We start from the raw sequence: 14,636 nt of genomic DNA, 5'->3' as shown, positions 1-14,636 counted from the left end.
CAAAAAGAGCTGCCATTTCAAATGACAGCTCCCTTGTTTCTTCATTATATTTACATCACCTTAGACAGGCCAATTGTTTTTTCAATAATGAGCAACGCAATGATAGAAATGATAATAAATATGACAGATATCGCATTGACACTCGGATCAAAGGTTTGCTCAATGTAATTAAACGTCCTGACGGGAATCGTAATCGTTTGGGGAGAGGAAACGAACAAACTGATCGATATTTCCCCAAATGACGTCACGGCAGAAAATACCCCACCTGCAATAATTCCTGGCTTTATCAAAGGCAGCGTCACTCGAAAGAATGTGCGAATGGGTCCTGCGCCAAGATTCATTGAAGCTAGCTCAAGCCGCGGATCCAAATTCGAGACACTGACACCTACTGTTCGAACCACATAGGGAAAGCCAATGATGACATGACCTATGACAAGCGCCCACAAAGATCCCGTAAACCCCATAGCCGTAAACAAATAGAGCATGGCAATCCCTAACACTACTTGAGGAATCATAAGAGGTGACAAAATGAAGGCTTGAATCGCCTCTTTTCCCTTAAAGGAAAGCCTTGCTAAAGCATACGAAGCCATCGTGCCTAAAAGAACCGTGAGAGGCGTTACGATGAATAGCAAAATCACACTGATACGCAGAGACTCCATCCATTCTGGATTCGACACGACCTCTTGAAACCAACGAACAGAGAACGAAGTCGGCGGAAATTCAGGAAAGGCATTTGGACTAAAAGCAGATAGGACAATGACAAGAACAGGTATGGTCAAAAAGAGATAAACCAATGACCCAGCAGTCCAAATCAGGATGGAAAGCAAGCGATCACCTAATGATTTTTTACGCATGCATCCTCGCCTCCCAGCGCTTCAATAGATAGCTTAATAAACTGACCACCACAAGCACACAAACCAATAACGTAAAGGACATCGCTGCAGCAAGAGGCAAGTTATACACCTGCATGACCTGCTGATAAATAGACAGCGGTAGCAGCGGCTGCATTCTTCCGCCGACTAAGAGCGGAGTGATATAGCTCCCAGCCGCCAGCGAAAAGACAATAATAGCCCCAGTCACCATCCCTGGAATGGTCAATGGAAAGGTCACATGAAAGAAGGTTCGAATTCGTCCAGCTCCTAGACTCATAGAAGCCGATCGTAAATGACGGTCAATATCAGTTAAGCTCGTCGCAATAGGCAGCACTGCAAAAGGCAGCATGACCTGGACATAAGCAATAATCACCGCATTCATATTCCACAGCATAGAGAGCGGCTTCTCAATCACATGTAAATCTAATAACATGCCATTGATCAGACCATTTTGTGAAAGAAGGACAATCCATGCAAATGTCCGAATCACAACGCTTGTCAAAAGCGGCGAGACAAGTAAGATATAGAAAAATGCCCGCAGACGCGGATGAGGTGCCTTGACGAGCACGTATGCTGCAGGGTATGCCATCAATAAACAAATCACCGTTGTCTGCAAGGCTACCCACACTGTACTTCCAATCGCCTTCACATACGCATCTGTCGTGAACACATGAATATATTGAGAAAAGCTATACGTTTGTAATGTGTTCATCATTGAATTCACATCACGAAAACTGAGGACGAACATCATCACAAGCGGCGCTAGAAGAAATACAACAAGAAACAAACACGCTGGCAGCAGCATGAACCAATGAAATCGCTGATTCTTTTTCTTGATACGCATCACGTATGCACCTTCGAATCTAGGAAAACGATATCTTCAGGCTGCCAATTGATATGAATAGCTTCTCCAACTTTCGGCAGCTCTGGAAATGCTGCATCAGAAGCATGAACAATCATTTCACCGCTATCGAGCCCCACCACCAAACGTAATGAGTGACCAATATAACTGACATCAGTCAGCACACCTGATACATGGTTGGACTGAATGTCTTCCCGCTCAGAAGATATGTTGATTCTTTCCGGACGGAGCATGAGTAAATGCTTCTCCTTCTTCTCTTGGTGTGCCGCTGCCTTTAATTGAACTTCCTGCCCGTTTGACTGGATTAAATGAGGAACGATAAATGCAGCTTTCGCTTCATCATAGACCGCCTCAAATAGGTTCACTTGTCCGATAAATTCAGCAACAAATCGATTGTTCGGCTGGCGGTACACCTCTAAAGGCGTCCCAATCTGCTGGATTTTCCCCTCTCCTAAAATCCCAACCCGATCAGAAAGACTTAATGCTTCCTCTTGATCATGGGTCACGAGAATGGTGGTAATTCCGACATTCCTTTGAATATTTCGAAGCTCTGTCTGCATATTTTTTCTTAGTTTTGCATCTAGGTTGCTGAGCGGTTCATCAAGAAGAAGAACAGATGGCTGAATCGCAAGCGCCCTTGCAATCGCTACCCGCTGCTGCTGTCCACCACTTAATTGATGCGGCATACGTTTCGCAAACGCTTCTAATTGCACAAGAGACAAACTCTCCATTACCTTCTCTTTAATTTCTGCCTTCTTTTTCTTTTGAACCTTTAACCCATACGCCACATTATCAAATACGGTCAGATGCGGAAAGAGTGCATAGCTTTGAAAAACCATACCCGTTTTTCTTTGATAAGGCGGTAAATTCGTCACATTCTGATCACCAATATAGACGACACCTTTTGTTGGCTCTAAAAAACCGCCAATGATGTTTAATAACGTTGATTTCCCGCAGCCACTAGGACCAAGAAGGGAGAAAAACTCTCCCTCATTCACCGTAAGACTGACATCGTTAAGAGCAATCTGCTCGCCGAAATGCTGGCTAATATGTTCTAAATGGATTCCACTCATACGATCACCTATTTTCCTCCGCCTAATACTTCGTTCCATCGATTTGTCCAATTGCCCAGCTCCGAAGTTGCTGTTTCGTAATCTACCCAAGTCAGCTTGCTATAATAATTCTCTCCAACCTTGACCTTCCCCTTAATCTTGTCACCGTATTTCACATCAGAATTCGACATACCATAATAAGATACTGCCGAGAAAGCCTCTTGAGCTTCTTTTCCACTTAAATAGTTTAATAGTTTGTAAGCCGCTTCTTCATGCTGACTTCCCTTCGTTAAAGCCCAGCTCGCAACTGCTGCAACAGCGCCTTCTTTCGGGTATGAGAAACCAATATTCATTCCTTCTTCTTCAAGTGCAAATGCTCGTCCATCCCAATATGGAACTGCTGCGACGTCACCACGTTCTAACAAGGTTTGAATAGACCCTGGATTGTCTGGAAAAGCAGCTACATGCCCTTTTAATTGCGAAAGGCTTTTAAAGGCTTTATCAATATCCTTAGGATTTGATTCTGTCCCCCCTTGAGCATGGACAAGCGCAGAGAAAAATTGCAGCCCGGCTGAATAAGTCGGGGATGAAATCGCTACCTTCCCTTTTAGCTGACTGCTCCATAGGTCTGTCCAGCTGTTTGGTTCCTGCTTTACGAGGTCTTTTCGATAAGCAATTCCAAGCTGACCCATACTAAAGCCTGCTGCATATTGTTTTCCATCAACAGTGAGCTTCTTTTGAACAGAACGGTAAAGTTTTTTGACATTCGGTGCTTGATCTTCATCGATAGGCGCAAGAACGTTTGCTGCAATGCCTCTTTGAATCGTATCAGGCTGTAAAATAAGCAGGTCATACGGTGGATTTTTACCATTTGACGCTTTTAATTTTGTAAACCATTCAGAATCCGCACCAGAGACGGTTTGGACTTTAATTCCCGTATCTTTTTCAAACTTTTCGAGGATCGGTTTGATATTCTTTTCCCAATCGCCTCCGTATACGCCAACGATTACAGTCTGCTGCTGTTTACCTTGATCCTGTCCATTCCCACCACAAGCTGTCAGCAGTAGAATCATTGACAGAACACCTGCAAAAATAGTGATTAATCTTCTTTTCATGATTCATTTCCCCCTTTTTGTCCATCCATATGACGAAGTGCTTGAATAATATCTTTCTTTGTTAACGGCTCATTTCTATGACTGAAATATTGATGAACTGCATGTTTATAATGTGTACGTTCATTGGCTGGGTAGGAACGCAGCCGCACAGCAAGCTCGCTGCTAGCTTCATCCGTCCATACTCTCTCATAAGCTTCTCTGTGTTCTCCGACATCCCACATGATATGAGCAGGATGATTACCCTTTTCACGAAGCTGATTCGTTTGTTCCTCATCAATCTTCCATTCATTTTGGTCTACATACACTTTAACGCCATATTGCTGCAGCGCTCTTTCTTCACTTAATAAACCTGCTTCCACTTCATGAAGGACTTTTTCTTTCTCTCTTGCAAATGGATTTCCCCAACCGCCTCCACTTGGTGATATCAATTGCACAATTTCGCCTTTTTCAAGACGTAGAACATCTATTTTCGGCTGGTCTTGTTTTTCACCTTTTGCTGTGACTAGCTTGACCTCACCGATAGCTCCCGCGCGGCCGCCCATTAGCCCCCAAGGCTGAAACTTCATCCGTTCCATCCCTCGTGCGGTCACCATGGATTCAGGCTTGATCATTTCAAATTCCAAACCAATCGCATGTCCGCCTCTGTTTTCTCCTGCTCCGCCTGTGTTTGGCAAAAGCTCATATCGGTGAACATGAATATCAATATGCTGTTCTAAGCTCTCAATGGGTGTATTCTTCAAAAAACCAGACGAATGATCGATGCCATCTACTCCATCCGTTCCATTTTGAGCACCGCCGCCTCCGCCTAATGGTTCGACAACAGACATTTTCCTGCCACCTGTTTGATTATCAGGAACGGAGAGAACAACAATAGCTGATTGACCTGCACCTGCTGCCGGCACCGCTTCAGGTAACAGCTTACCAATGGCGCCTAGTACGACATTGTACAGCCTCATCGTAATTGAATGCCGAATACCAACAGAAGCCGGGTATTCTGGATGCACTAACGTCCCTTTAGGTGAAATCACTTCAATCGGATATGTGATTCCGCCATTAATCGGTATAAAGGGATCTTTACTAATAATGTAATTAATCAATCCTTGATATAGGAAGGAATGCTTCTGACCATTGGTGACAAGGTTAAAAGCTGTTTTCACTTGTGGGTCACACTCAGAAAAATCAAGTGTCAGCCGCTTTCCTTTCACCGTTAACTTGATTTTCAACCGGATCGGCACATCCGAGATCATATCATCATCTAAATAATCAGCGAATTCACTCGTTCCGTCCGGAATGGCTTCAATGACCTTTCCTGCACGAACCTCAGATTGTTTCAGGAGGTCCATCATTCCTTGTTTCACTTCATTTATTCCAAATTTCCCGATCATTTCTTTTAACCGAATTTCTGCTGTATTTACTGCAGCAATCATTGCATTGATATCCCCATCATTTAAATGACTGGCTCGGCTGTTGGCTCTTAAAAAAGTACGAACGACCTGATTCTCTTTTCCGCCTTCATAAATTTTCACTGGCGGTATTCTTAATCCTTCTTGATGAACATCTGTCGCTGTCGGTGAAATACTTGAGGGCACAAGTCCGCCCACATCACTTACATGAACAAAAGACCAAGCATAGCTGACAATTTCACCATCTACGAAAATCGGCTTAATGATATGGACATCTGGCAGGTGAGTTGCTAAACCATCTGTCGTATAAGGGTCATTTGTGATGATAATATCTCCTGGCTGCATCGGTCCGCTCTCTTCAATCGCTTTTTTAAGACTCAGCCCTAAAAAGATCGTGACACCCACTGTCTTCGGATAAACAAAGAAATCTCCAGAAGGCGTGGCTAACGCTGTCGCAAAGTCAGCTGATTCTTTGACGAAAGTCGTAAAAGACGTCCGCTCAATGACATGTCCCATGCCGGATGCAATTGCATTAAAATAACTACGCATCATCTCAAGCTTTGCTGGATCAGTTCTCATGTAAAGCCGCCTCCCTTGAAATCACCAAGTTCCCTGATTGATCAATGCTGCCTGCCCAATTTGGCAGAATCAATGTTGTCGTATCATCCTGCTCAATGATGGCAGGTCCATTAATGACAGAGCCTACTGACAAAGTATCTCTGTAATAAATAGCTGCTTCATATTCTTTTTCTTCCATAAAGATTCGCCTAAATTCATGTGGCTTCAAAGATTGTCCGCTGCTTTCATGAACAGTTGTGAAAGGCAGCGGCGGCGTCTCGCCTATGACTCGAACTCGTAAATGAGTAAACTCGATGTTCGCCTGATCATCTCTATGACCATATTGACGCTGATGTAGTTTGTGAAAGGCTTCAATGAGTTGATGGATATCTTGTTCTTGCTTCAGCCATTCAGCTGATAATGGTAATTCAATCTCAAAGGCTTGTCCTTGATAACGTGCATCTGCCAATAATAGTATGGATGTCTGTTTAATATGCTGAATGTTCTGCTGACTGAACCAATCAGTCGCTTTTCGAGAAAGCATCTCATAATCTTTTTTTAGTTGATCTATCGAGTAGTCTTGTAAACATATTTTCTTCGACAGTACCGCATCATGAATAAAGTCAGCGTTCAGGGCACCTAATGCACATAATGTTCCTGGACTTGGAGGAACGACCACGTTTTTCGCATGAATTTCTCGCGCAAGGAAATTCGCTACAACCGGTCCTGCTCCGCCAAACGCTAGTAAACTAAAATCTCTTGGGTCAAACCCTTGCTGCTCCATGACATTGCTTAATTCTGTGTACATATTGGCGACAGCTACTTGAATCAGCTGGTCAGCCGCTTCTTCTACCGTTTTGTTGAGCTGGTCAGCAATTGGCTGAAAGGCCTTTTCCGCCGCGGACAGCTGTAGTTGTAAATGTCCTCCGGCAAAACGCTCTTGATTGAGATAACCACATATGAGGAACGCGTCAGTTAAGGCGGCTTTCATTCCCTTTCCATACGAAGCTGGTCCCGGCTGTGAGCCAACTGATTCTGGTCCTGCTTTGAGAAGCCCGCCCTGATCAATCCATGCAACAGAACCCCCGCCTGCCCCTATTGAATACATCGCAACAGATGGAAGAATGATCGGAAAACCTGAAAGCTGATTTGACTGAGCCATTGTAGGCTGTCCATTTTGAATAATGGAGATATCTGCACTCGTCCCCCCCACATCAAACGTGATCAGATTGGATTCATTTGCAGCGGCTGCAATTCTTGCCGCACCAATGACACCAGCTGCCGGACCAGAAAAAAGTGTTTTAACAGGTGAAGTTGCTGCACTTTCTGCATCCATTAAACCACCATTTGATTGTGTAATGTATGGAGAAATTGGTACACCTTCTTCTTTCAAACGGCTTTTCAATGTTTGTAAATACTGTTTCACCTTTGGTTGGATATACAAATTGACAACAGACATCACAGTACGCTCGTATTCTCTCATTTGGGGCCATAATTCAGATGAAGTAAGGACTTCTAATTGCGGATAATGGTGTTTGATATAGGCTTTTGCCTGTAATTCATGAACTGGATTTTGATAACTATGTAAAAAAGAAATGACAATACCTGCTAGCCCTTTAGACATGACCTGCTGGACAGCCTGATCTAATTGCTGCAGATGGAGAGGTTTTTTGATAGTACCATCGTGTATCAACCTTTCAGAGATTGGATATACATGCTTTCGTGGTATCAATGGTTCTGGCAAACGAGAATTGAAGTCATAAGGAATGGGTAATCGTAAACGCTGTAGTGACAATATGTCTTGAAAGCCTTCCGTCACAAAAAGGGCCAAATCTGCTCCTTTTCTCTGCAATAATGTATTAAGACCGATTGTCATGCCATGTACGAGATATTGGATTTTAGCTAAATCAACACCTCTGTCTTTTAGAAGTTTTAGCCCATTGATAATTCCCTGAGCTGGGTCGTCAGTCACTGTGGGTGTTTTGAGTTCAGTTAGCGCCCCTGTTGCTTCATTCATCAGCGATAAGTCAGTAAATGTTCCGCCTATGTCTATGCCAAGCCGATAAGAGACATCCGCCATTTGTACTTCCCTCCTACAATGTAAATAGAACGATATTTTGATAAATTACGACATTTTTTGATATTTGACTCCATATTATTAAAGCATATCGGTCTAGTCAATTTTATTTTTTTAAAATTTCTGTGTGTTAAATTCTTGAAATTAGCCCAAAAAGCAGTGATAAAGCCATTTTTATAAAGCATAATCTTTTTATGAACTGAAAAATTAAAATTTTTATGAATTTTTACAAATGTGAAAAGCAAGAAAACGGATAAAAACCGTTTTTCGAACTTTAAAAGGCGTTTTTTCAAAACCAGGAGAAATTGGTAAGTAATTCTGCTATACTTCTGTTTACAAAATACGCAAACAAGAAAGAGAGCTAGCATCTATGAAACTTCTTAAAATCATTCTCTTGCTTTTACTGATCGTCGTTGGTGTAGCAACAGGCTATATTCAGCTGGTGCAAAGTAAACAAGAGACGACGAATTCATCTTATGACAAGACCATTCACTTCCCATCAGAACGTTACCCTGAAACCGCGAAGCACATAGAAGAGGCAATTGATGAAGGGCATTCATCCGTATGCACGATTGACCGTAAACATAGCGATGAACAAAGAGAACAATCACTTCATGGCATCCCAACAAAGCGCGGGTATGATCGGGACGAATGGCCGATGGCGATGTGTAAGGAAGGAGGAACAGGAGCTTCAGTCAAATATATTAGTCCTTCAGATAATAGAGGAGCCGGCTCATGGGTCGGTCATCAATTATCGGATGATCCTGACGGTACAAGAATACAATTTATCATCGATTAACGCCATTTCCCTTTTCTATCTAAAAAAATTTCCTCGTAACTGCATTCAGGTATTTCAAACATTTTTTTCATGCCGATAATCCTTAAGGAGGTTTATCCTACCTTATACCTAAAGGAGTCAAAAAGCATGAAGAAAAAGGGAAAACTGAGGCTTGGTGCCAAAATTTTGCTGATCTTTTTAAGTGTCATCATCATCTTTTCAGCAATTGTTGGTTATGTGGTGAATCGCGAAATGACAGAAAACATCAAGCACATGGCCACTGAAAAAGCAAAAGGTGATTTAAAGCTAGGCTATGCCTACCTAGATGAAAAAGTAGCAGGCTCGTGGCAGATAAAAGATGGAAAGCTTTACAAAGGAAATACCCAAATCAATGATCATGATACATTGGTCGACCATTTAGCAGAATACACTGATGATACCGTCACAATTTTCCAAGGAAATACCCGTGTCGCAACAAATGTCATGTTAAACGGAAAACGAGCTGTCGGTACACAAGTTTCACCAGAAGTGAAGGCCACTGTATTAGATAAAGGTGAAAACTATTACGGCACAGCAAATGTTGCAGGGAAAGACTACCAAACGGCTTATATGCCGATCAAAAATGATGCAGGCGAAACGATCGGTATTTTTTATACTGGCGCCAACCAAAGCATGATTTCACAAATGCTTCAGTCATTCTACATTCAATTTTTCATAGTTCTGTTGTTAAGCCTAATCGTTGCTGTGATCATTATTTCTATTTTCACAAAGCGGATTCAAACCCGTCTCAAGCGTATGGCTTCTGCCATTAAAAGTGCAGGTGAAGGAAATTTAACCATCAATGTGACAGATACAGCAGGCGACGAACTGTCTGATCTGGCTGATCATTTCAATAAAATGCGGGAAAAACTAAATCACACCATTCTTAATGTGATGAACACGTCTGAATTAGTGGCAACCTCATCTGAACAGCTGTCAGCTAGTGCAGAAGAAACAAGTGCAGCATCCGAAAAAATCACCCATAGTATTCAGGAAGTCGCTCAATCATCAGAAGAACAGTCAGCTCAAATGACAACAAGTGAGCACACGATGATTCAAGTATCTAACGAGTTGGCAAACATCACGGAAAATGCGGGGCAAATGGCTTCAAGAAGTCAATTTGCACAAGAAATCGCCCTAAAAGGTGTACAGAATATTGGGGAAGTAAACTCACAAATGACATCTATTGCAAAATCAATAGAGGAAAATGGGACAGCCATTCAAGCATTAGAAACACGTTCGGCTGAAATTGATCATATTTCCCATGTTATTACAGACATCGCTAACCAGACCAACCTGCTTGCTCTTAACGCAGCAATTGAAGCAGCACGAGCAGGCGAGCATGGGAAAGGATTTGCAGTTGTCGCAGACGAAGTAAGAAAGCTCGCTGAAGAATCTCAATCATCATCAAATATGATTTCCCATCTCATTTCTGAAATCCAAAAAGAGATGACTCATTCAACTAATGCGATTAAACGAGTAAAAGAGGAAGCGGCTCAAGGGACTGTACTTATTTCTCATACAGAAGAATCATTTATTGATATTCAGCAGTCAATGAGAGAAATGGCAGATGGTATCAAGCATTTATCTAGTGCATCACAAAAAATCGCAGCTTATACAAACGATGCGAAACGATCCTTTGCCACTATTACAGAAGGGGTTAAACTAACAAGTGAACATTCACAACAAGTAGCCGGTTTAACAGAAGAACAATTTGCCGCAATGGAAGAAGTAACTGCTTCATCAGAAGCTCTTGCCCATTTAGCAGGAGATTTAAAAGCAATGGTTTCACAATTTCACATCTAGATTCCTCATATAGAAGCGCAAGACGGCGACAATCGTCTTGCTGCCTAACATTCTCTTCAAGAATCACTCTTTCAACCATTCACATTCCAACGAAAATCTATGTATAAAGGAGTTTTTTAAATGAATAACTTAAACCAAGCCTATTCCCTATCTATCTCCTATCACCAAATCACCGTATACACCGGAAGCAAAACACCACCTGTGATTGACTGGTCAGATGATGACATTCTTCAAGGTTTCGCCATAGGAGATCACGGTGTATCCTTTGAAGGGGTCAACAACGGAAAAGCATCTGTTACCGTAACTTTAAATAGCAATATGCCCCCAGCTTCGGCTGATAGAACGGTCACAGTGCCTTTTACGCATGCAAGCGATCAAGTTTATATCACAAGCGTCATGGCTCAGGTGCTGTCTTTCCCTATTCCAAAGGGAGACTATCAGCTCACCTGCTATACTTCTCAGCAGGCTGATCAAGACCTTTATCATATGAATTTCCAAACGGTGTAGGTCACGACTGATCGTACAAATCAAGCCACTTTTCCGCAAAGTCTACCGATTCTCTCACCGGTAATAAATATGAACTGGCAAGCCCGATTTGACCGTGATGATGAGTGCCTCCTGATAGAAGAAAGTCACGGCCGATCTGCTCAAATAGTTCTTCTCTTGTGATAATATCTTGGTATTCTTTCCATACCCTCCATCCATTTTCTAAGATGGGAGCTCCTCTTGTCATGAGGTCTTGCTGAGGGATGCGATATTCAGCCAGATGGAAAGCTGTCAGACTTTCAAAAGACGTACCAATCAGCAGCACCTGAGCCTGAACATCATACATGCGGGCTAGAGGCGAATGTTCTCCTAATCCAAAAGAAAGTGCGTGGTGTTTCAGAAGCTCATGTTTCTTTTTCCCCCAGGCCGTGAATGAAAAATGAGGATGATTGCTTCTCGCCACGCCCGGGTATTTCCAAAACGTTTCCGCTACCTTTCCCATTGCTGTTGGCATCGAGTAAGCTGGATCAAATGCAGGCATCGTGTCTTTGATTGATTTCCACCATGAAAAAGGAACAGGCGGATCGATCCAATCAGCGGGCTCAGAAAGCTCTAACGTTTGTGCCGGCATGATTAGTGTCCCCTCTTCTGTTAAGGTTTCCATCAATGCTTGTATGAGGGCAACAGCGCCTCCGTTTACCCATCCAATAGATGATAAAGATGAGTGAACACATAAAATCATGCCTTTTTTCACACCAAGTTGAACCAAGTCTGCTTTGATTTTTTCCTTTGTCACCGGTTCAGCTTGATTTTCGATTAATTTTTTCATCGTTTCCTTATCCTCCTGCGTCTCTTTTCTTACTGCTGAATGAGACGCTTAACCGCAATAGACAGTTTATAATTTGCGTAATTTGTCAGCTCCGTTAAAAACAGATCCAGTTCATCATGACTGGAGAAATGACCTTCAGCCATATAACAGCCCTCACCACTTATTTTAAATAAATTCTTGATCTCTTCCTGTCGGTCGAGAAAGGACAGAAGCGGTTCGTGATGATGACTGCGGGTATAGAGCTGCATAAATGTTTGAATGGTCTTTTGCGTCCGCCAGTCAATCGAAATGGTATATGCTTCAATCACACCCTCTTCTTCAAGCTTTAACACACGATTTGCAACAGCTTGACCCGTTAAATGAACTTTTTCACCTAGCGCTTTCATAGTTAATCGGCTGTTTTTTGAGAGCTCTTTTAATATATCCAAATCGGTTTGGTCTAACATTGGCTCACCTCTTTCAAAAATCAAGTCCTTCTGATGAAAGACTTTCATTACCCTCTGTCACATGGAACTCTTTTAATATACTGTAAACTTAAGCAGAAAAAAAGGAGGCCTTTTCATGAAAATCACACTCATTCGGAATGCTACTTTCTACCTTGAATATGGTCAGGCAACTTTCTTCATTGATCCCTTTTTAGCAGCAAAAGGAACATATCCACCGTTTCCTCATACAGCCAATCAACATTTGAACAATCCGATTGTTGATCTGCCTGTAAACATTGACTTAGACAACATGCTACACCCAGATGCTGTCTTACTCACTCATTTGCACGTGGATCACTTTGATGACGAGGCGAAACAAAAATTAGACCAAGACCAACCCATTTATACGCAATCGGATAATGACAAAAAAGAAGTTGAAGAGGCTGGTTTCCAGCATGTCACATGCATTGAAGATGAAATAGACATTTATGGTGTTCATATTCAGCGGACAGGTGGACAGCATGGGACAGGAGAAATTGCAAAGCGGATGGGACAGGTCAGCGGTTTTATTTTCTCTCACCCTGATGAACCTACCCTTTACATTGCAGGTGATACCATTTGGTGTGATGAGCCGAAGGAGGTTATCAATACTTGCAAACCAGATGTCATTTTGGTCAATAGCGGAGCTGCTCAATTTTTAGAAGGCGATCCGATTACGATGACGAAGGAAGACATTTTAGACGTTCACCGTTCTCACCCAACTGCACAAATTGTCGCTACTCACCTTGAGGCAGTGAATCATTGCTTACTAACAAGAGCCTCTTTACAAGCTTACATTCAGGAGCATCAAGCAGCACAAGCCATTTTTGTCCCTAAAGATGGTGAAAGTCTCTCCTTTTGAATAGATTGATAAACAATAAAAAACCGGCACCTCGCTGCCGGTTTCATCCTTATGGTCGATGGTGCTGTGGTTTTTTCAGCAATGGCACAAATCCGTTGTTTTTCAAATGATTGTAATGCTCATCCATCCGTTTCGTAATATGTGTACCTTGTTCCTTTGTTAACACACCATATTGGACGTACTTCTCAATCACTTCTTTTCGTTTAGAAAGAATTTGCTGCTCAAGCGTTTCAATTTGTTTTTGTTGTTCTGTCGTTAGTTTTACTTGATGCGTTACTGGACGCTTTTCCATTTGGGGTGTTTCTCCATGAGCTGTTTCCATATAAAAACCAGACAACAGCATCATCGATAATATGATCAATCCACTTATTCTTTTCATCATTTTATTCCCTCCTTTATTCGCATTTATTTTGTGCACACTTTCCTTTTTTATACATATTCCATCACGCAAATTGCACATAATATTCTTACTTTTTCGCTTTTCTTCTGAAAACGTTGTCCTAACAGAAAAAGCGTGCTATGTTTTGTTTTGTATAAAAAATAGAGGAGGATTCTTAAATGAGTCGTTTTTATCATAGAAAATCGATCTGGGTAATGCTTGTTGTGTCTGCTTTCATACTTGTCTTGTCTGCTTGCAGTCAATCAGGCTCTTCTCAGTCTGGAGATTCAAAGTGGGATGAGATTCAAAAGAAAGGGAAAATCGTGGTTGCTACTTCAGGCACCCTTTATCCAACGTCATATCATGATACCGCTAATGGCAAGGATCAATTGACTGGTTATGAAGTGGAAGTGGTCAAAGAAGCATTTAAACGCCTTGATGTGAAAGTAGAATTTAAAGAAATGGGCTATGATGGCATGCTGAGCGCCATTAATTCTGGTCAAGTGGATGCCGCTGCAAATGACATTGACATCACAGATGACAGAAAAGATAAGTTCGCCTTTTCAACTCCTTATAAATATTCTTATGGCACGGCGATCGTAAGAAAAGATGATTTGTCTGGCATTAAAACGTTAAAAGATTTAAAAGGAAAGAAAGCAGCTGGTGCTGCCACAACGATTTACATGGATGTCGCTCGCAAGTACGGTGCGAAGGAAGTCATTTATGATAATGCGACAAACGAGCAATACTTAAAGGATGTCGCTAACGGTCGTACAGATGTCATTCTAAATGATTATTACTTGCAGACACTAGCTCTAGCTGCATTCCCGAAATTAAATATTACGATTCACCCTGACTTAAAATACATGCCAAACGAACAAGGTTTTGTGATGAAGAAAGACAACACAGAGCTTCAAAAAGAATTAAATCGTGTCTTAAAAGAAATGAAAAAAGACGGAACCATGAAAAAGATTTCCGAAAAATTCTTTAATCATGCAGACGTCTCAAAGAAAATAAATGCTGATGTCGAAGATGTCGACATTTCTAAATAAGG

Annotated in this window: 14 protein-coding genes; 5 read left to right on the top strand and 9 right to left on the bottom strand. The window is 41.9% G+C overall.

Annotation, left to right across the window (positions count from 1 at the left end; all coding sequences use genetic code 11):
• Positions 1–50: 50 nt before the first annotated feature.
• From NSQ36_RS02025 to NSQ36_RS02000, 6 genes are read right to left on the bottom strand one after another with little or no spacing between them, the layout of a single operon-like run.
• The gene (locus NSQ36_RS02025) at positions 51–854 is read right to left on the bottom strand and encodes an ABC transporter permease (protein ID WP_003214190.1); all 804 of its coding nucleotides are present in this window, start codon (positions 852–854) and stop codon (positions 51–53) included.
• Positions 847–1,716 carry an ABC transporter permease gene (locus tag NSQ36_RS02020; protein WP_251191147.1) on the bottom strand — a complete coding sequence of 290 codons (870 nt, stop codon included), beginning with the start codon at positions 1,714–1,716 and terminating at the stop codon, positions 847–849. The genes NSQ36_RS02025 and NSQ36_RS02020 overlap by 8 nt, the downstream gene beginning before the upstream one ends.
• Complete coding sequence (locus NSQ36_RS02015; protein ID WP_226804639.1) at positions 1,716–2,807, bottom strand: ABC transporter ATP-binding protein; 1,092 nt, start codon at positions 2,805–2,807, stop codon at positions 1,716–1,718. The genes NSQ36_RS02020 and NSQ36_RS02015 overlap by 1 nt, the downstream gene beginning before the upstream one ends.
• A gap of 8 nt (positions 2,808–2,815) precedes the next feature.
• Positions 2,816–3,901 carry an ABC transporter substrate-binding protein gene (locus NSQ36_RS02010; protein ID WP_003214282.1) on the bottom strand — a complete coding sequence of 362 codons (1,086 nt, stop codon included), beginning with the start codon at positions 3,899–3,901 and terminating at the stop codon, positions 2,816–2,818.
• Positions 3,898–5,883 carry a hydantoinase B/oxoprolinase family protein gene (locus NSQ36_RS02005; protein WP_251191148.1) on the bottom strand — a complete coding sequence of 662 codons (1,986 nt, stop codon included), beginning with the start codon at positions 5,881–5,883 and terminating at the stop codon, positions 3,898–3,900. The genes NSQ36_RS02010 and NSQ36_RS02005 overlap by 4 nt, the downstream gene beginning before the upstream one ends.
• A complete protein-coding gene (locus NSQ36_RS02000) occupies positions 5,873–7,942 on the bottom strand; it encodes a hydantoinase/oxoprolinase family protein (RefSeq protein WP_251191149.1) in 2,070 nt (689 codons plus the stop codon). Before NSQ36_RS02000 ends, NSQ36_RS02005 begins: the two co-directional genes overlap by 11 nt.
• Positions 7,943–8,309: 367 nt before the next feature.
• Between NSQ36_RS02000 and NSQ36_RS01995 the strand changes: the two genes are divergently transcribed.
• The 3 genes from NSQ36_RS01995 (at position 8,310) to NSQ36_RS01985 (ending at position 11,069) form a co-directional block, all read left to right on the top strand.
• On the top strand, positions 8,310–8,738 hold the full coding sequence (locus NSQ36_RS01995; protein ID WP_339206598.1) for a NucA/NucB deoxyribonuclease domain-containing protein: 429 nt from the start codon (positions 8,310–8,312) through the stop codon (positions 8,736–8,738).
• Between the two features lie 126 nt (positions 8,739–8,864).
• A complete protein-coding gene (locus tag NSQ36_RS01990; protein ID WP_212046226.1) occupies positions 8,865–10,562 on the top strand; it encodes a methyl-accepting chemotaxis protein in 1,698 nt (565 codons plus the stop codon).
• 120 nt (positions 10,563–10,682) lie between these two features.
• Positions 10,683–11,069, top strand: a complete 387-nt coding sequence (locus NSQ36_RS01985) for a competence protein ComJ (RefSeq protein ID WP_003213827.1) — start codon at positions 10,683–10,685, stop codon at positions 11,067–11,069.
• A 1-nt stretch (position 11,070) separates the two neighbouring features.
• On the opposite strand, the gene NSQ36_RS01980 is transcribed toward NSQ36_RS01985, so the two are convergent.
• Both NSQ36_RS01980 and NSQ36_RS01975 read right to left on the bottom strand, forming a co-directional pair.
• Positions 11,071–11,877 carry an AAC(3) family N-acetyltransferase gene (locus tag NSQ36_RS01980; protein WP_137055254.1) on the bottom strand — a complete coding sequence of 269 codons (807 nt, stop codon included), beginning with the start codon at positions 11,875–11,877 and terminating at the stop codon, positions 11,071–11,073.
• Between the two features lie 29 nt (positions 11,878–11,906).
• Positions 11,907–12,323, bottom strand: a complete 417-nt coding sequence (locus NSQ36_RS01975) for a winged helix-turn-helix transcriptional regulator (RefSeq protein ID WP_003214483.1) — start codon at positions 12,321–12,323, stop codon at positions 11,907–11,909.
• Positions 12,324–12,438: 115 nt separating this feature from the next.
• Between NSQ36_RS01975 and NSQ36_RS01970 the strand changes: the two genes are divergently transcribed.
• Positions 12,439–13,203 carry an MBL fold metallo-hydrolase gene (locus NSQ36_RS01970; RefSeq protein WP_251191150.1) on the top strand — a complete coding sequence of 255 codons (765 nt, stop codon included), beginning with the start codon at positions 12,439–12,441 and terminating at the stop codon, positions 13,201–13,203.
• Positions 13,204–13,252: 49 nt separating this feature from the next.
• Here the strand turns inward: NSQ36_RS01970 and NSQ36_RS01965 are convergent, their stop codons facing one another.
• Positions 13,253–13,582, bottom strand: a complete 330-nt coding sequence (locus NSQ36_RS01965) for a YckD family protein (protein ID WP_050943461.1) — start codon at positions 13,580–13,582, stop codon at positions 13,253–13,255.
• A gap of 179 nt (positions 13,583–13,761) precedes the next feature.
• On the opposite strand from NSQ36_RS01965, the gene NSQ36_RS01960 reads away from it, so the two are divergent.
• A complete protein-coding gene (locus NSQ36_RS01960) occupies positions 13,762–14,634 on the top strand; it encodes a transporter substrate-binding domain-containing protein (RefSeq protein ID WP_050943239.1) in 873 nt (290 codons plus the stop codon).
• The last annotated feature ends 2 nt before the right edge of the window (positions 14,635–14,636 follow it).

The sequence above is a fragment of the Bacillus sp. FSL W8-1143 genome (assembly GCF_037965155.1).
Lineage (GTDB): Bacteria > Bacillota > Bacilli > Bacillales > Bacillaceae > Bacillus > Bacillus pumilus.
This window is presented reverse-complemented; position numbering and strand designations above follow the sequence as displayed.